This is a genomic window from Paenibacillus motobuensis, from assembly GCF_039521865.1.
Taxonomy (GTDB): domain Bacteria; phylum Bacillota; class Bacilli; order Paenibacillales; family Paenibacillaceae; genus Fontibacillus; species Fontibacillus motobuensis.
Genome location: NZ_BAAACX010000009.1, coordinates 388,909 through 407,411, shown reverse-complemented (window position 1 = coordinate 407,411; position 18,503 = coordinate 388,909). Strand labels below are relative to the sequence as shown.

Here is an 18,503-nt window from a genome sequence, read left to right as displayed (position 1 = left end):
ATGAAAATGGATAGGAGACTGAATAATAATGAGTCAATTTATCGATTTGTTGAAGAACAGACGTAGTGTGTATGGAATTAGCAAGGAGACTGTCATCTCTGATGAGAAGATCGAAGAAATCGTAAAGGAAGCGGTTCTTCATACTCCTTCAGCTTTCAACTCGCAATCTTCCCGTGTATTGCTCGTGCTGAATGAGCAGCATGACAAGCTGTGGAATATTACGGAAGATACTTTGAAGAAGGTTGTTCCTGCTGAGAACTTCGGACCTACCGCTGAGAAGATGGCCGGATTCCGCGCTGGTTATGGTACAGTGCTGTTCTTCGAAGATCAAGCTGTAGTTGAAGGCTTGCAACAACAATTCGAACTTTACAAGGACAATTTCCCGGTATGGTCTAACCAATCCAATGGTATGCTGCAATTGGTTGTCTGGACTGCACTTGCGAATGAAGGATTTGGTGCAACGCTTCAACACTACAACCCATTGATTGACGATGCCGTGAAGGCTGAATGGAATATTCCGGCTTCATGGAAATTGATTGGTCAAATGCCATTCGGTAAACCAACTGTACAACCCGGTGAGAAGCAATTCGCTCCAGCTGAAGATCGTATGAAAGTAGCCAAATAAGTTTAAAGCTTAAGACCAAAAATGTTCGAAAAAGCATGAGTTTATAAAAGGTTTTGATTGTATTGTCCATTTGCGGGGTAATCTACCTCTATACGATGACATGCATGATAAGGACTTTTATTAGCTTATGCTTTTTTTGCTGTAATTTTAAACAATTTTGCATTTAGGAGGATGTAAATGTTCAAGCGTTTATTTGGTATCTTGCAGAGAGTCGGTAAAGCGTTGATGCTACCGGTCGCGCTGCTTCCTGCCGCAGGGTTGCTGCTCGGCATCGGTAACATGTTGATTAGTCCAGAGTTTCTAAGTCTCGTTCCAGCTCTAGATAACAGCGTTATCCATGCGGTGGCCACTGTTATGATGAATGCGGGGCAGATTGTGTTCACGAATCTGGCCTTGCTGTTCGCCGTCGGTGTTGCTGTCGGTTTGTCCGGCGGGGAGGGTGTAGCTGGACTGGCCGCAATCATTGGTTATCTCGTTATGAACGTAACTATGGGTACGGTCATCGGTGTAACAACGGCGATGGTCGGTACTGATCCGGCTTACGCCAATGTGCTGGGCATTCCAACATTGGCTACCGGCGTGTTTGGTGGGATTATTGTTGGTATATTAGCCTCTACGATGTACAGCCGTTTCTATAAGATCGAGCTTCCATCCTATCTCGGCTTTTTTGCTGGAAAACGATTCGTTCCGATCATGACGGCAGCAACCTCAGTGCTGCTCGGTTTGCTAATGGTAGTTATTTGGCCGCCAATTCAGAATGGATTAAACTCCGCTTCCTACTTCATGCTGGAACAAAATCGTACCTTGTCCGCATTGATTTTTGGTATCGTGGAACGTGCGCTGATTCCATTTGGTTTGCATCATATTTTCTATTCCCCATTCTGGTTCGAATTTGGCGAATACGTCAATAAAGCCGGACAGTTGATTCGTGGGGACCAGCAAATTTTCATGGCGCAGCTGAGAGATGGGGTGCCGTTTACGGCAGGTACCTTTATGACCGGTAAATTCCCGTTCATGATGTTTGGACTACCCGCTGCGGCGCTGGCGATCTACCACGAAGCCCGTCCTGAGAACAAAAAATACGTGGCCGGGATTATGGGTTCAGCCGCGCTAACATCGTTCCTGACAGGGATTACGGAACCGCTCGAATTCTCCTTCCTGTTCGTCGCTCCCATCCTGTTCGCTGTGCATACGATTTTCGCAGGGTTGTCCTTTATGACGATGCATCTGCTTGGTGTCAAAATCGGGATGACCTTTTCGGGAGGCTTGATCGACTACCTCATCTTTGGGGTAATCCCAAATCGGACCCCATGGTGGTATGTTATCATCGTCGGCTTGATTCTTGCGGTCATTTACTACTTCGGATTTCGCTTCGTTATCCGCAAATTCAATCTTAAAACACCAGGCCGGGAAGATCCAGACAATATAGAAGAAGGGGAGGAGGAAGGCAAAAGCGTTCGGCAGGATGATCTGCCGCACAATATATTGTCCGCGCTTGGTGGCGGGGAAAACATCGCTCACCTCGATGCCTGTATTACCCGTTTGCGGGTAGAAGTGAAGGACAAAGGCAATGTGAGCAAGGACCGGCTCAAGAAACTGGGCGCCTCCGGCGTGCTTGAAGTCGGGAACAATATTCAGGCGATCTTCGGGACGCGTTCCGATACGATAAAAACGCAAATCGCCGATATAATAAGCGGCAAAGCCCCGCAAGCGACTGAGAAGACTGAAGTCGTGAAGCCGGCCGTAGTAGAACAGCAGGCGGCTCTTGACGGAGATGCGATCATCAACGAAGATATTGTGATGCCGGCAAATGGTGAACTGATGGATATTTCCAACGTTCCTGACCCGGTATTCGCAGAAAGAATGACAGGTGACGGTTTTGCGGTTTTGCCGCATGAAGGTTTGATCTCTTCCCCTGTTTACGGAAAAGTATTCAACGTATTCCCGAGTAAGCATGCTATCGGCATCATGTCAGACGGCGGCAAGGAAGTGCTTGTACACATCGGAGTAAATACCGTGAAGCTGAAGGGCCAGGGCTTCAACGTTCTTGTTAAGGAAGGTGATTTGGTAGCTGCTGGACAACCCATCATGGAAGTGGATTTGTCTTATGTGAAGGAGCATGCGCCTTCGATCATTTCTCCGATCGTCTTCTCCAATCTACCGGAAGGAGCAGCAGTGAAACTAAATAAAACTGGCGTACTGCCAAGTGGTGAAGGAAGTATAGTGACGATTAAGTGAATATAAATATAACCCCAATACCTCGATGGTGCTGGGGTTCACATTTTTATTCCACATTATCAGGATTATTCGTTATCACAACATTAACTCGGGTCACATAATAATTTTCTAAATTCCTCTGTTAATAAAGGTACGACCTCGAATAGATCGCCGACGATTCCATAATCTGCGACTTTGAAAATCGGTGCCTCCGGGTCCTTGTTAATCGCTATAATGATGCGGGATTGACTCATTCCAGCCAAATGCTGAATCGCTCCGCTAATACCGCAGGCGATATATATTTCAGGTGTCACCACTTTACCTGTCTGGCCAATCTGCAGCGAGTAGTCGCAGTAGCCGGCATCACAAGCGCCACGTGAAGCGCCGACAGCACCCTGTAGTACCTCGGCCAGTTCCTCGAGAGGCTGAAAGCCAGCTTTGCTCTTAACTCCACGGCCACCAGATACGACGACTTTGGCTTCCGTAAGGTCGATTCTGCCAGCGGATTTGCTAACAACATCTTTAATTACACTGCGAAGCGAAGTTGATGGAGTATAGGATAATTCGGTGATCGAAGAAGACGTGCTAGCAGGTTGAGCAGGTGCAATATTGTTGGGGCGAATCGTGATGACTTGAGGTGAACTGCTGAATTGTCTGTTCTCGAATGCTTTCCCGGCATAGAGAGGGCGGGTATAGGTGATGGCATCGCCGTTTTCGGAGATAGCAGTAACATCGGAGATTTGTCCTGCGCTTAAGTGGGCGGCAATCTGTGGTGCAAGATCTCGTCCAATGGCGGTATGGCCAAAGATTACGGCGTGAGGCTGTATCGGGTCCAACGCTTGGGTTAGTGCAGCGAAATAAGTCTCCGCCTGATATGCCGCCAAATCGGGATGATCGATCAGAATGACTTCTGCGTAAAGTGCCAGCTCGTCAGCAGCTTCTTTGAGTTGATGACCAAGCAGCAGAGCGATCCGTTTATCCTCCTTATGACTGGCCAGGGCGGCGGCATGAATCGCCTCAAGACTGACCTGGCGCAGTCGGTCGCCCTTGGTCTCGGCTACGATGACATAGGTGTTCCCCATAGGAAATTCCTCCTTCATTCTATTAAATGACTTTGTCCTCGTTCCTAAGCAGGTGAACTAACTCTACGGTCTGTTCTTGAATGGTTCCTAGCAATATGCGGCCGCTCTTGCGTTCGGCGGGCAGGGAGAGGGCGGTACGTACTGTTTTCGGGGCAATTTCTGCTTCTATCCCATGAAGCTGCTTCGGCTCTAGGGTGAGGAAAGGCTTCTTCTTCGCCTTCATAATCCCAGGCAGGGAAGGGTAACGCGGTTCATTTAGGCCTTGCTGAGCGGTGAAAAGGGCAGGCAGACGAATTTCAATTGTCTCGGTATCGCCTTCCGCATCGCGGGTAACTGTCGCTTGATTAGATGTAATTTGTAGATGGGTAATCGCGGAGGCATGGGGGATATCAAGCAATCTGGCCAGTCGAACCGCCGTCTGGCTGGCGCCGTTGTCGACCGAGAAATAGCCGCCGAGAATGACATCAAAGGCTTGATCCCGGAAGTAGGCGGCCAGAAGAGAGGAGATCGTGAATTCATCACTCTCGGAATCGTCATTCTGGATTAGAATAGCTTCATCTGCACCCATGGCCAGCGCTGTCCTTAGTGCTTCGGCGACCCTGGCTGGACCAACAGATACTACGGTAACTGAACCGCCAAGCTGTTCCTTCTGACGCAGGGCCTCTTCAACCGCATACTCATCATAAGGATTAATAATAAACTTGACGCCATCTTCGGCAATTTTGCCGTCTTGTATACTGATTTTCTCCTCGGTGTCAAAGGTTTGTTTCAGGATTACGAAAATGTTCATTAATCATACTCCTTTCAAATCTTTTTTAGAGGTAGTTCAAAGGTGCTGAAAACTGGCCTTATTGAACATAAATAGGGAATATCCGTAGTTCAGATTTTCAGACCTACTTCAACCCACGGATGAAGAAATCCACGGTGTTTGCTACTTGTGCCGTCAGGGAGTATTTCTGACCCGAGATCAGCCATGAGGTAACGACCTCATCCATAGCTCCGAAGATTAACTGACGCGTTAATCTCGTGTCCAGATTCCTGCGGAAGCTCCCGTCAGCAACGCCCTTTATCAGAATATGCTCGATTAATTGAATATAGGGCTTCACAGCCTGACCAATCGCTTTGCGCAGCTCAAGCGAGCTTTGGCGCAGTTCGATTTGAGTCACATAGGCCAGATGAATATTCTCCTCAAGAAGGGAGAAGTGGATATCGCATATTTTGTACAAAGCTTCCTCGGCGCTGTCTTCCTCGGAGATGTTATTTTTGAACGATTCCACAAGGCTGCCCAAGCGATTCTGGAACAGGGAAATGAGGATATCTTCCTTGTTTTTGAAATATAGATATATTGTACCGTCTGCTACTCCAGCTTCTTTGGCAATTCTGGCTACCTGTGATCCATGGAATCCATTCTCGGCAATCACCTTCTCAGCGGCATCCAAAATCATTTCAAATTTTTCTTGTTTTCTACTTGTCATCCTGACACCTCAATGTTAAAATTTGAATCGAATGAATGAACACTCATTCATTTTTTTTCTTCATCTTAGGTGAAAGCGCTTTTGTTGTCAAGATGAATCTTTGAGAATGACTTCGATCGGTTTTCTTCTCAAAAGCGGACTTTTTGATCAACTTCAAACTTCTAAAAGGAGGGGCGGGTGAAGTAAACGTGTGGCAAATGCTGCAATGGATTATGTTCCTGCTGGTAACGGGCTATGCCATTTATTTATTTTATAAGGCGGTATACCATCGTTATCTGTACTTGAGCCTAGGGCGTCCTGTAGAGTTTCGAGCAAGAAGCAGGCTCTCCTGGAACAACTGGAGCGAATTTCTGAGCCAGGTATTCGGACAGCGGAAACTGCTAAAGGACTGGCGCAGCGGGATCATGCATATCGTGATTTTCTACGGATTCATTATTTTGCAGTTTGGTGCTATCGATTTGATTGTCAAAGGATTGACCAGAGGGGGCCATCTGCCGCTACCTGGTTACCAACTATTCGGGCTCAGCCAGGAAGTGACGGTTCTGCTTATTCTGATCGCCATCGGTTATGCGGCTTACCGCAGATATGGTGAGCGATTGCCGCGCTTGAAGAAAGGCTGGAAACCAAGCCTTGTTCTCATCTTGATATCATCCATTATGTTGACGGTTCTACTCTCATTAAGCCTGGAGCGTATTTGGTTCCAATTAGACCCATCTCTCTATGCACCAGTATCCTCACTTATATCTCTAGCACTCCAATCTTTATCCACCTCTGCTGCTGAAGTGTTCTTCTATCTCTTCTGGTGGCTGCATCTTCTCATCTTGTTAATTTTTCTAGTGTATATTCCGCAATCGAAGCACTTTCATCTCATTACAGCACCGATTAATATTTGGCTGCGCCGTACGGAACCGCCTGGTCGCCTGACCAGCATCGATCTGGAGGACGAGGAAGCGGAGAGCTTTGGGGCCGGAGCAATCACGGACTTTACGCGCAAGCAGATGCTCGACTTCTACGCCTGTGTAGAATGCGGGCGCTGCACGAATGTATGCCCAGCCTCTAATACGGGCAAACCGCTGTCACCCATGCACCTGATAACGAAGCTGCGTGATTATCTGACTGATGTCGGTACCGAGCAGACCGGTAAATCGCCATGGCAGCCGTCCTATGCCTTCGCATCCTCACGAACAGCTACACATCAGTTAAGTGAGCTGAAAAATTCAGCAGTAGCCTGGATGGATTCAAGTCTGCCGCCGGAGAGCGGCGAGTCCGGAGCCATGCTGCATGAGGTATCGGCGGGAAGTGAAGAAGCGGTAAATAAGTTAGCCGTTTTGCAACCTCCGCTACCGATTACGGATATTCGCCCAACATTGGATTGGCAGTCTGCAGTCTGGGGAGTCCAGGATCGGAGCGATTCGGGGGCTGCTGGTTTAGCAAGCGCCGCTGAGCTGGAGCTGATCGGGGATGTGATGACAGAGGAGGAAATCTGGTCCTGCACAACCTGCCGGAATTGTGAGGATCAATGTCCGGTCGGCAATGAGCATGTCGATAAGATTATCGATCTGCGCCGTCACCTTGTACTGATGCAGGGCAGTATTCCGCAGGAAGGCCAGCGTGCGCTGCAAAATATCGAGCGCCAGGGCAACCCGTGGGGAATTAGCCGGAATGAACGGTTCAATTGGACTTTTGAGCTGGAGGGGCTTTCTGTACCAACGGTACGTGACAATCCACAATTTGAATATTTGTTCTTTGTCGGCTCAATGGGATCTTACGATCTACGCAGCCGTAAAATTTCCCGTTCCTTCGCTCGACTCATGCTGGAGGCAGGCATCAACTTCGCTGTTCTCGGCAACGAAGAGAAGAATTCCGGCGATACGCCAAGGCGAATGGGCAATGAGTTCCTGTTCCAGCAGCTGTGCCAGGAGAACATCGCGTTGTTCCAGCAGTATAGGGTACGTAAGATTGTGACGGCGGATCCACATGCTTTTAACACTTTTAAAAATGAATATCCCGAATTCGGACTTGAGGACGTTGAGGTCATTCACCATACCCAATTGCTGGAACGACTCATTAAAGAAGGGAAGCTGTCTCTTCACCATGAGGTGCGGGAAAGAATAACTTACCACGATTCCTGTTACTTGGGACGTTATAACGGTATTTATGATGCGCCCAGGGAAATCCTTCGCCGAGTTCCTGGGATAGAGCTGACGGAGATGAAGCGCTCGCGTGAGAATGCGATGTGCTGCGGAGCCGGCGGCGGTCTGATGTGGATGGAGGAGACGGGCGGCAAGCAAATTAATTTAGCTCGGACGGAGCAGGCCCTTGAGGTATCTCCAACGATGATCGGCAGTGGATGCCCGTATTGTCTCACGATGCTGGAGGACGGAGTCAAAATGAAGGAGCTTGACGTGAGGACGAAGGATATCGCGGAGATTGTGGAGCTGTCGGTATTTGGCGAGGCCTTGGCCTAACGGATCAGACTTACCTTGCGCTAGCGGATATAAAAGATAGTTGAAACGCATTAAAAGTGAATTTCATGGGTTGGAGGTAGGTGTAGATGAATAGATCGATTTCCAAAGCCGTAGTTATCGGTTCGGGTATTATGGGTTCCGGGATTGCGGCGCAGCTTGCCAATGCAGGGATTGCCTGTTCGCTGCTCGATATCGTTCCTGCGGAAATGACGGAAGCGGAGAAGGCCAAGGGATATTCACTCACGGACCCGGTGGTGAGGAACCGCTTCGCTGCAGCAGCTATAGCCGGTCTGGTCAAAAGAAAGCCAGCACCGCTATATGATGAAGCATTCGCGGCCCGCATCCGTCCGGGCAATCTGGAAGACCACCTGCATTGGATTCAAGATGCGGATTGGGTCATCGAGGTAGTAGTGGAAAATCTGGCGGTAAAGCGAGAGCTTCTGGCCAAGATTGAGCAGCATTGGAAGCCAGGCGTTCTGGTTAGCACCAATACATCAGGGATTTCGATTGAGGCAATGAGCGAGAGCAGATCCTTGGAGTTCCGTCAGCATTTCATGGGAACGCATTTTTTTAACCCTCCGCGTTATATGAAGCTGCTAGAGATTATTCCCGGACAGCATACAGAGCCCGCACATGTTGACCGCCTGCGCGAAGTTGCGGAGCGTGCTCTGGGCAAGACGGTGGTGATTGCTAAAGATACGCCTAATTTTATTGCTAATCGCATTGGTACGTACGGATTGCTTGTTACACTGCGGGAGATGCTGCAGCGAGGATACACCGTTGAGGAGGTCGATGCTGTAACGGGTCCGGCCATGGGACGGCCGAAGAGTGCGACCTTCCGTACACTCGATCTGGTCGGCCTCGATACCTTCCTCCATGTGGCGGACAATGTGCGGGAGAATGTGCAGGATGAAGCAGAGATCGAAGTGTTCACCGTGCCAGAGCCGCTACAGGAGATGGTGGGGCAGGGCTGGCTCGGCGAGAAATCGGGCCAGGGCTTCTATCGCAAGCTCAAAGAACAGGGCAAGAGCCAGATACTTGCTCTGAACTTGAAGAGCCTCACATATGAGCCGCAAGCGAAACCCTCCTCCGGATCGCTGCAAGCAGCAAAGGCTGCCAAAGGTGCCAAAGCGAAGTTAAAAGCGCTGCTCAGCGGAGGAGATCGTTATTCCGATCTGGCCTGGAATGTGTTGAAGCCTGTACTGCTCTATTCCGCAGCCAAGCTCGGTGAGATCGCGGACAACATCCGCGAGATCGACGAAGCGATGAAATGGGGCTTCAATTGGGAGATGGGGCCGTTCGAGACATGGGACGCCATTGGCTTGGTTCCGTCCGTGAGAAGAATGGAAGCCGAGGGTCTTCAGATTCCAGCGTGGGTCAGCGAATGGATCGCAGCAGGCAACACATCGTTCTATAAAAGAGAGGAAGGCCAGTTGTTCCATGTGCTGAGCGGTAAGTTCAAAGCTGTTGAGCAACCGCCGGAGATCATCTCGCTGCGCGATTTGAAGGAGCAGAAGCGGGTGCTTCGAAGCAACACTGGCGCGAGCTTGCTTGATCTGGGCGACGGTGTGGCCTGTCTGGAGTTCCATTCCCCGAACAATGCGATCGGCGAGGATATTCTCAGCATGATCACGCAGAGCCAGGAAGAGATCCGAAAGCGTGGTTATGCCGGACTGGTCATTGCCAATCAAGGGCGCAACTTCTGCGTCGGCGCCAATCTGATGCTTCTGCTGATGGAAGCGGAGGATGAGGAATGGGATGAGGTCGATGACATTATAGCGTTGTTCCAGAACACGATGTATCAATTGAAATATTTTGAGAAGCCAGTCGTCGCCGCGCCGCACCGGATGACCCTTGGCGGAGGAGTTGAGGTATGCCTGCCTGCAGACCAGGTGATCGCCGCGGCGGAGACATACTATGGCCTGGTCGAGGCAGGCGTTGGCCTGATTCCAGCCGGTGGCGGCTGCAAGGAGCTGACGCTGCGGGCGAGTCTGCAGGCTCATTTGCCAGAGGCGGATCTGCAGCCGTATATCAATCGACTGTTCGAGATTATCGGCATGGCGAAGGTGTCAACCAGCGGACATGATGCGAAGCGTCTCGGCTATCTGAGAGCGAGCGACCGGGTGGTGATTAACCCGGACTATGCGATTTATGAAGCGAAGCAGGCGGTGCTGCGCCTGGCCGGCTCCGGTTATGAGCCGATTCAGGAGAGCAAGCTGCGTGTTGTTGGCGCCGAAGGCAAAGCCGTACTGCAGCTTGGAGCCATCGGCATGAGGGAGAGCGGGTATATCAGCGATCATGATCTTCTGATCGCGAAGAAGCTGGCGCATGTGCTCTCTGGTGGAGATGTGCCCGCGGGCACCCTGGTCAGTGAACGGTATATGCTTGATCTGGAGCGAGAAGCATTCTTGAGCCTGTGCGGTGAGGTAAAGACAAGGCAGCGCATGAAGCATATGCTGACGACGGGCAAGCCGCTGCGGAATTAGCTGGGAGGGAAGAGATAATGAGGGAAGCAGTCATTGTATCGTTGGCGCGGACAGCGGTTGGCAAGGCGAAAAAAGGCGGCCTCGTTCAAACCCGTGCCGACGAGTTAGGCAAGGCCGTGCTTGAAGCGGCTGTAGAGCGGGCCAAGGGCCTGCAGAAAGAAGATGTCGAAGATATTATCATCGGCTGTGCGATGCCGGAAGGGGAACAAGGACTGAATTTTGCCCGTATTATGGCGCTGTATGCGGGGTTCCCAGTGACAGTTCCGGCGCTTACAGTGAATCGTTTTTGTTCTTCGGGGCTGCAGTCGATCGCTTTTGCTGCGGAACGGATCATGCTGGGGCATGCGGACGTTATTATCGCTGGAGGGGTAGAAAGCATGAGCCATGTGCCAATGACCGGCTTTAAGGTGTCGCCGAACCCGCGGATCGTGGAGCAGTATCCAGAGGTATACATCGGAATGGGGCATACGGCGGAGCGAGTGGCGGAGAAGTTCGGGATCAGCCGCGAGGATCAGGATGCCTTTGCCCTGCGCTCGCATCAGCGGGCTGCGGCGGCGATTGCCGCTGGAAAGTATGCTGAGGAAATCGTTCCAATCCAGACGGAGTTCAGGGATGTCGAAGATTCAGGAAAGGTGAGATCGAGGGTCAAGATCTTTGATACGGATGAAGGCGTGCGCGAAGATACGACGCTTGGTGCGCTCTCCAAGCTGGCGCCTAGCTTCAAGGCCGGGGGTACGGTAACCGCTGGAAATGCATCGCAAATGAGTGACGGCGCTGCCGCGCTGGTCGTTATGAGCAGAGAAAAGGCTGAGCAACTGCAGCTCGAACCTCTGGCGACATTCCGTTCCTTCGCGGTATCCGGCGTTGAACCGGAGTTGATGGGCGTTGGACCGGTCAAAGCGATTCCCAAGGCGCTGGCAATGGCCGGAATTACGGCCGAGGATGTAGCCTTGTACGAAATCAATGAAGCCTTTGCTTCGCAATGCCTTCATATTATTCGCGAGCTCGAGCTGGATGAGGAGAAAGTGAATGTGAACGGGGGCGCGATTGCGCTCGGCCATCCGCTCGGCTGTACGGGAGCGAAGCTAAGTGCCTCGCTGATCTCCGAGCTGCGCAGGCGCGGCGGCGGCTATGGCGTCGTCTCGATGTGCATCGGCGGCGGCATGGGCGCGGCCGGAGTGTTTGAGGTGCATGGGTAGAGTTGCCGGGGCAGGACAGAGAGACATTGGAACGGTGCTGAGGGAAAGCTTGTTCGTTCCCTGGGGCTCTGAAACAACCCTTTGATGTAACTTAGGTAGCACACAAATCATGACGTAGGAGCCAACGGACCGGTGCAGCTATTCGAGCAAAGGTAGCTTCGGTACGCATTAGAAACCGCCTACTAACGGAATTAGTAGCTATCGGAACAAAGGTGGCCGCCAGAAATTCTAACGAAACGTGGTACCGCTATTTGGCCAAAAACAGGCCTCTAGAAATTCTAACGAAACAGGGTATCGTTATTTGGCCCTAATGGAAGCTTTAAGCCTGAATTTAGCTCAAATAACGATATGTAGTTTCGTTAGATCTGAAAATCAGCTGTTTTCGCGGTAATAGCGATCTGTAGTTTCGTTAGAGCAACGGGATTCAAATGGATCAATTCAAAGGAGAGGATCGGATGAATCAGCAAGCGATGAAGAAAGTGCGTGGTGGAAGCTTCGTGATCGAAGACGGGGATTTTCAGAATATGGTTACGCCCGAGGATTTCACGGAAGAGCAGCGGATGATCGCCAACATGACGAAGCAATTTGTGCAAGGGGAAATTGCCCCGCATGACGAGCAACTGGAGAATCTGGATTATGATCTGACGGTAAAATTGCTCCGAGAAGCCGGCGAATTAGGCTTGTTAGGAGCGGATGTACCGGAGGCATACGGCGGAATGGGACTGGATAAGGTTAGCACCACGCTGATCAATGAGAAGCTGACCAAGGCATCCTCCTTCGCTCTGTCGTTCGGAGCGCATGTTGGGATCGGGACGCTGCCGATCGTCTACTTCGGAACGGAGGAACAGAAGCAGAAGTACTTGCCGGGTCTGGCTAGCGGGGAGAAGATCGCCGCTTATTGCTTGACAGAGCCTTCGTCCGGCTCGGATGCGCTGGGCGCCAAGGCAACAGCCCAATTATCTGAGGATGGAAGCCATTATGTACTCAATGGCACCAAGCAGTTTATTACAAATGCTGGATTTGCAGACATATTCATCGTCTATGCCAAGGTAGATGGCACACAGTTCAGCACCTTTATCGTGGAACGTACAATGGAGGGCGTCAGCATCGGTCCAGAGGAGAAGAAGATGGGCATCAAGGCATCGTCCACCTGTCCGCTTATCCTTGAGGATGTCAAGGTTCCGGCAGAGAACCTGCTCTGGGAAGTTGGCAAAGGGCATCTGATCGCTTTTAATATTCTGAACATCGGCCGATTCAAATTGGCCGCAGGCTGTGTCGGAGCGGCCAAGGACGCGCTTGAGCTTGCGGCTCATTATGCGAACGAGCGGACCCAATTCGGCCAGAAAATCTCCTCCTTCCCGCTGATTGGCCAGAAGCTAGCCGACATGAACATCCGCACATATGTGCTGGAGAGTATGGTTTACCGGACGGCAGGACTATTTGATACCGGGTTAGCGGAAGTTGATCTTAGCGCAGCAGATGTCGGCTACCGTTCCGCCAAGGCGATCGCTGAGTATCAACTGGAATGCTCGATCAATAAGGTGTTTGGCTCAGAGACGCTGGATTTTGTGGCCGATGAAGGGGTACAGATTCATGGTGGTTACGGATATACAAAGGAGTACCGGATTGAACGGATTTACCGTGATTCGCGGATTAACCGTATTTTTGAGGGAACGAATGAGATTAACCGGCTGCTGATCCCCGGTACTCTGATGAAGCGGGCGCTTAAGGGAGAATTGCCGTTGCTGCAAAAAGCGATGGAGCTGCAGGCCGAGATGATGGAGCGGGTAAGTCCTCCGGAGGGAGATAGTGTTCTCGAGCAGGAAGCCCATTTGCTGAAGATGGCTAAGAAGATATTTCTGCTCGTAGGCGCAGGTGCGGTGCAGACCTATCAAGCCAAGCTTGAGCAGGAGCAGGAGGTACTCAGCTACCTTGCCGACATTATGATCTCGATATTTGCGATGGAGAGCGCATTGCTGCGGACGCAGAAACGGATCAACCAGACCTCTGCAGAGAAGGCGAAGCTGGCGATTTTACTGACAACGGCTTACATTCAGGACGAATTCGGGCGTATAGAGAACTGGGCCAAAGAAGTGCTGAGTGCGATCGCTTCTGGCGATATGCTGCGGACACAGCTCTCCGTCTTGAAGAAGTGGTCCAAACGAACTCCGCTCAATCTGGTGACATTAAAGCGGGAGATTGCGGCCCAGGTGATTCAGTCGGAAAGCTACGTCTCATAATGACCATTTGAAACGGAGGTGGAAGGGATGAATGCAAAACCTTGGCTGCAACATTATCCCGCAGAAGTACCACCGACCTATGATTATCCGCAGCAGCATTTGGCACAATTTCTACTGGATTCAGCGCAGCAATATCCCGAGCAGATTGCGCTTGATTTCATGGGGGCGACGACATCCTATCGGGCTTTGCTGGATAAAACCTATCGCTTCGCGAACGCACTTCGCAATCTTGGCGTGCAGCAGGGAGATCGTGTGGCGATTATGCTGCCGAACTGTCCACAGGCCGTTATCGCCTATTATGGCGTGCTATTAATCGGCGGAGTGGTCGTGATGACCAATCCGCTGTATATGCCGCGTGAGTTGGAGTATCAGCTTAACGACTCCGGAGCAAAGGTTATCGTTACGCTCGACATTCTTGTGGAGCGGGTGAGCAAGGCGATGGAGCAGCACCCGCTTGATTATATTCTCGTCGCCAGAGTGCAGGATGAGCTGTCTTTTCCCAAAAACATGCTGTATCCGTTAAAGGCCAGAAAAGATGGCACCGCGGTAAAGGTCAACTATAACGAGCAGATTGTATCATTTAAGGAGCTGCTTAAAAATTCGCAGCCTGTTCCGTATTTAGCTCCGATTGATACCGAGAATGAACTGGCGCTTATTCAGTACACCGGGGGAACGACAGGCTTCGCCAAAGGGGTTATGTTGACGCATCGCAATCTGGTCGCCAATACGATTCAGACGCAGCTGTGGTTCTATCGCTCTCGGGCCGGTAAAGAGACCTATTTGGCAGCGCTTCCTTTTTTCCACGTGTTTGGGATGACGGTGCTGCTGAACCAGGCTGTCTCCCTTGGATGTACATTAACTCTGATGCCGCGGTTTGAGATCGAGCAGGTGTTGAAGGCGATTGACCGCAAGCGGCCTACCGTATTCCCCGGTGCGCCAACCATGTATGTAGCGATCATCAATCATCCGGATGTCCGCAGGTACGATTTGTCCTCGATTCAGGTCTGTATTAGCGGCGCGGCCTCGCTGCCTCAGGAAGTGCAGACCCGATTTGAGCAGTTGTCCGGCGGGAAGCTGATTGAAGGATACGGCCTGACAGAGGCATCGCCGGTGACGCATGCGAACAACATTTGGGAGAAGCGGAAGACGGGCTCCATCGGTATCCCTTTTCCGGATACAGAGGCAATGATCGTGAAGCCAGATACGTTGGAGGAAGTCCCTCTTGGTGAGATTGGGGAACTAGCGGTCAAAGGGCCGCAAGTGATGAAAGGGTATTGGAACAAGCCGGAAGAGACTTACAAGTGTCTGCGTGATGGATGGTTGCTTACCGGTGATCTCGGCAAAATGGATGAGGATGGTTTCTTCTACATTTTGGACCGTCGCAAAGACATTATTATCGCAGGCGGGTACAACATATACCCCCGCGAGGTTGAGGAGATCTTGTTCGAATATCCTGGTGTAGAGGAAGCGATTGTGGCCGGAATTTATGATCCTTACCGCGGAGAAACTGTGAAGGCTTATATCGTGCCGAAGAGTGGTGCCCGGCTGGATGAAGCGGAGTTGAAGAAGTTCTGTAAAGAAAGGCTGGCTGCATATAAAGTCCCGAAGGTCTATGAATTCCGGGATAGTCTGCCAAAGACAATGGCGGGCAAGGTGTTGCGCCGCAGGCTGATCGAAGAGGAACAATCCAAATTGAACAACGATCAGAAATAATGTGCAGTTCTATATATGTTGAACTAATGACCTACGGATGAAGGCAGCCGGGTTCAACATCTATAAAGAAAGGAGGAGTAGAAGTGGAAGCGGAAGATCGTCATAAGGATGCCCATATGCAGGAATTGGCGCGCCTTGCGAAGGGAACTTTCTGGGATTATCTCGGCTCCCAGGTGGAGACGGTCAATGAGCGTCAGGTTGTCGTTACTCTGGAAATTCAGCCACATCATCATAATATGATCGGGATCGTACACGGCGGGGTTCATGCTACACTGCTAGATTCGGCGATGGGGCTCCTTGCGATGGTGAACAGGCCGAATTGTAATGTCGTGACCACGAATTTGAATATGAATTATGTGGCTAAATCAAGCACCGGCAAGATGATCGTTACCGCCGAGCTAATCCATTCCAGTCGTACAATGATCACAGCTCATGCCTTCGCCAGAATGGATAACGGCGATCTGTGCGCGTTCGGTACAGGAACGTTCCGGGTAAGCCAGTAGGGAAGGCGTCGGGTGATTTAATGTTGGATAGCAATTAGACTTACGAGCAAGTAAGGAGCAGTGCGAGAGATCGACTCCAGCGCTGCTCTTTCATTTTGCTTGTTAACAGCAAACATGTTGATTAAACTGGTAGTAATTGCTTTGATTGATAGACTTGTGGAATTGAATTATAAAGAAGAAGTATCATATCCAGAGCGGAGAGGGGAGAAGTAAAATGCAGGAACAGAGTCTACAGAATAAGAAGGCTTGGGAGCATCGGGCATATGAATTTTGGCACAAAAGGGACGGTACCCCGCAAGAGAAAGCAAGCCAAATTGTAGCAAACCCTATCGCATGTTTAAAAAAGCACAGTACCTACTTTGAAAATGTTGCGGGGAAAAGAGTTGCCAATCTTTGTGGATCTAATGGAAGAAAGGCTGTACCCATCGCTTTATTAGGGGCAGAAGTGACTGTGTTCGACATCTCCGAGGAGAATAGAAGGTACGCTTTGGAATTGGCCGAGAGTGCGAATACAACAATCGAATATATCGTTACGGATATCTATGAGATTGACCTGCAGAAATACGAAGGATATTTTGACATGCTTTATTTGGAAGGCGGGATACTGCACTATTTTAGTGATATCGATAGATTTATGTCTATTCTGTTTGGATTATTGAAGCATGAAGGAACTTTGATTCTTAGTGACTTCCATCCTTTAAGAAAATGCATTATTAGCCAAGGTGACGTTGACTATTTTGATAGGGAACTAAGAAGCGGGAGTGTAGCTTAAAAGGACTTTTTTGCTGAAGAGGAGCAGTCGGAGTTCCCTGATGTCTCCATCCGATTATATACGTTGAGTGAAATTATCAATTCCATGCTGTCCGCAGGTTTCCAATTGCAGAGATTCGAGGAGCACCGTCGCTGGCAGAAAGAAAACATCCATTGGGAGTTTACGATTGTGGCGGCATAATAAGGACTTGAGGTAGCAATCATCATTCTAACGAAACGTTGTATCGTTATTTGCGCTAAATTAGGCTGCTAAAAATTCTAACGAAACAGGGTATCGCTATTGACTCAAAATAGAGGCTTAGTGCTTTCTTTTTTCACAAATAACGTTTCCTGATGCAATCCATGCACGAAGGAAGAGGAGGGCTTAATTTGGATATTGCAAAAGCAGAAAGTTCAGATTTGCCTAGCATCCTGAAACTCCAGTATGAAGCCTATCAGAGTGAGGCTGAGATTTATGGGGAGATGATTCCTCCGCTTAAGCAGACTATAGGCGAGTTAGAAGAAGAGTTTAAAGAAGGGATTATTTTAAAGGCGGTTGTTCACGGGGAAATTATCGGTTCTGTACGGGCGAAAATCCAAGCTGAAGTTTGCTTGATAGGGAAGCTTATCGTTAAGCCTCAGTATCAGAATCAAGGAATCGGCCAAAGATTAATGAAAGCAATAGAGGAAGCGCATGGTCATGTAAAGAAAATAGAGCTATTCACCGGGCATAAAAGCACAAGAAACCTGGCCCTTTATCGCAAATTAGGGTATCGGATATATAAGGAAGAAGAGGTGAATGAGGACCTGACGATGGTATATATGTATAAGGAGGTCTAAGAGGAGAGCGATGAAGAAAATTGTTGTATTGGCCATGGTCTTCATGGTACTGGTCGGCTGTAATCAAGGCGCTTCTCAATTTGAGGGGGAAGGATATATTCTGGAAGTAGCTGATCAACGCATTTTAGTGGTCGAGAAGGATTTCCCCGGGAAGAGCTGGAAGGATATTATGAATGAATATAGCGGTGGCGCCGTTTGGCTCAGTACAAAGAAAAAAGGCTTGAGGCCAGGTCAGAAGGTTCAGTATCAAATTAGAGGTGGGATCGACGAGTCTTACCCTGCGCAGGCAGAAGCAAAAGATATCAGAATTATAAATGAGGGAAAAAAATGAACGACACAATTCGCATCACAAAACTATCGACTACAGAAGAAGCTCAAATATTAAATGCAGCATTTGCTGAACGCTATCCTTGGTACACTGAAGGAGAGTATTACTTCAATTGTCTTGAGGAGAACCGGGAGGGCCAACGGATCACATTAATAGCCTATTATAATGAGTATTTGGCTGGGTGCTGCCATTTGCTATATGAATCGAAGTATCCCTATTTTCGAGATCATCAAATTCCTGAGATCAACGATCTGAACGTCTTTCCAGAGTATAGGAGAATGGGTATCGCCAGTCGATTATTCGACGAATTCGAGCGAATCGCCAGCGATACCTCACGGTACATCGGGTTAGGCGTTGGATTATATAAGGACTACGGAAACGCGCAGAGAATGTATATGTCCCGTGGTTATATTGCGGACGGCAATGGTATAACATATGAGAATGTGCCTGTTGTACCAGGCAAGTCTATCGTCGTAGATGATGAACTATTAATCTACCTAGTTAAAGATCTGCAAAAGTGACATATAGGCATATAAGTGTGTTCTAAGTTATGGCACATTCCTTGCAAAATCAGGAG

The 18,503-nt window shown here is 49.7% G+C and carries 15 protein-coding genes; 12 read left to right on the top strand and 3 right to left on the bottom strand.

Annotation, left to right across the window (positions count from 1 at the left end; translation table 11 throughout):
• The first annotated feature begins 28 nt into the window (after positions 1–28).
• Both ABD014_RS12525 and ptsG read left to right on the top strand, forming a co-directional pair.
• A complete protein-coding gene (locus tag ABD014_RS12525) occupies positions 29–625 on the top strand; it encodes a nitroreductase family protein (protein WP_343861465.1) in 597 nt (198 codons plus the stop codon).
• Positions 626–802: 177 nt separating this feature from the next.
• Complete coding sequence (ptsG, locus tag ABD014_RS12520) at positions 803–2,863, top strand: glucose-specific PTS transporter subunit IIBC (RefSeq protein ID WP_343861463.1); 2,061 nt, start codon at positions 803–805, stop codon at positions 2,861–2,863.
• A gap of 83 nt (positions 2,864–2,946) precedes the next feature.
• Here the strand turns inward: ptsG and ABD014_RS12515 are convergent, their stop codons facing one another.
• The 3 genes from ABD014_RS12515 to fadR form a co-directional block, all read right to left on the bottom strand.
• Entirely contained in the window at positions 2,947–3,924 is a 978-nt protein-coding gene (locus ABD014_RS12515) for an electron transfer flavoprotein subunit alpha/FixB family protein (RefSeq protein ID WP_343861461.1), read from the bottom strand.
• Positions 3,925–3,946: 22 nt separating this feature from the next.
• Positions 3,947–4,714 (bottom strand): electron transfer flavoprotein subunit beta/FixA family protein, encoded by a 768-nt coding sequence (locus ABD014_RS12510; protein ID WP_343861459.1) that lies wholly within the window; start codon positions 4,712–4,714, stop codon positions 3,947–3,949.
• A gap of 103 nt (positions 4,715–4,817) precedes the next feature.
• Positions 4,818–5,399, bottom strand: coding sequence for a fatty acid metabolism transcriptional regulator FadR (gene fadR / locus ABD014_RS12505; RefSeq protein ID WP_343861457.1), 582 nt, complete (start codon positions 5,397–5,399; stop codon positions 4,818–4,820).
• Between the two features lie 197 nt (positions 5,400–5,596).
• On the opposite strand from fadR, the gene ABD014_RS12500 reads away from it, so the two are divergent.
• From ABD014_RS12500 to ABD014_RS12455, 10 genes are all read left to right on the top strand, one after another.
• Positions 5,597–7,867 (top strand): (Fe-S)-binding protein, encoded by a 2,271-nt coding sequence (locus ABD014_RS12500; protein WP_343862105.1) that lies wholly within the window; start codon positions 5,597–5,599, stop codon positions 7,865–7,867.
• 86 nt (positions 7,868–7,953) lie between these two features.
• Positions 7,954–10,353 (top strand): 3-hydroxyacyl-CoA dehydrogenase/enoyl-CoA hydratase family protein, encoded by a 2,400-nt coding sequence (locus ABD014_RS12495; RefSeq protein ID WP_343861455.1) that lies wholly within the window; start codon positions 7,954–7,956, stop codon positions 10,351–10,353.
• 17 nt (positions 10,354–10,370) lie between these two features.
• On the top strand, positions 10,371–11,552 hold the full coding sequence (locus ABD014_RS12490; protein ID WP_343861453.1) for an acetyl-CoA C-acyltransferase: 1,182 nt from the start codon (positions 10,371–10,373) through the stop codon (positions 11,550–11,552).
• A 455-nt stretch (positions 11,553–12,007) separates the two neighbouring features.
• Entirely contained in the window at positions 12,008–13,792 is a 1,785-nt protein-coding gene (locus ABD014_RS12485) for an acyl-CoA dehydrogenase family protein (RefSeq protein WP_343861450.1), read from the top strand.
• Positions 13,793–13,819: 27 nt separating this feature from the next.
• Positions 13,820–15,505: a long-chain-fatty-acid--CoA ligase gene (locus tag ABD014_RS12480; protein WP_343861448.1), complete on the top strand. Its 1,686-nt coding sequence runs from the start codon at positions 13,820–13,822 to the stop codon at positions 15,503–15,505.
• Positions 15,506–15,588: 83 nt separating this feature from the next.
• Positions 15,589–16,008 (top strand): PaaI family thioesterase, encoded by a 420-nt coding sequence (locus tag ABD014_RS12475; RefSeq protein WP_343861446.1) that lies wholly within the window; start codon positions 15,589–15,591, stop codon positions 16,006–16,008.
• A gap of 214 nt (positions 16,009–16,222) precedes the next feature.
• Positions 16,223–16,780 (top strand): class I SAM-dependent methyltransferase, encoded by a 558-nt coding sequence (locus ABD014_RS12470; protein WP_343861443.1) that lies wholly within the window; start codon positions 16,223–16,225, stop codon positions 16,778–16,780.
• A 368-nt stretch (positions 16,781–17,148) separates the two neighbouring features.
• Positions 17,149–17,598 (top strand): GNAT family N-acetyltransferase, encoded by a 450-nt coding sequence (locus tag ABD014_RS12465; protein WP_343861441.1) that lies wholly within the window; start codon positions 17,149–17,151, stop codon positions 17,596–17,598.
• A 10-nt stretch (positions 17,599–17,608) separates the two neighbouring features.
• On the top strand, positions 17,609–17,929 hold the full coding sequence (locus ABD014_RS12460) for a YobA family protein (RefSeq protein WP_343861439.1): 321 nt from the start codon (positions 17,609–17,611) through the stop codon (positions 17,927–17,929).
• Positions 17,926–18,447, top strand: coding sequence for a GNAT family N-acetyltransferase (locus ABD014_RS12455; protein WP_343861437.1), 522 nt, complete (start codon positions 17,926–17,928; stop codon positions 18,445–18,447). The genes ABD014_RS12460 and ABD014_RS12455 overlap by 4 nt, the downstream gene beginning before the upstream one ends.
• Positions 18,448–18,503: the final 56 nt, after the last annotated feature.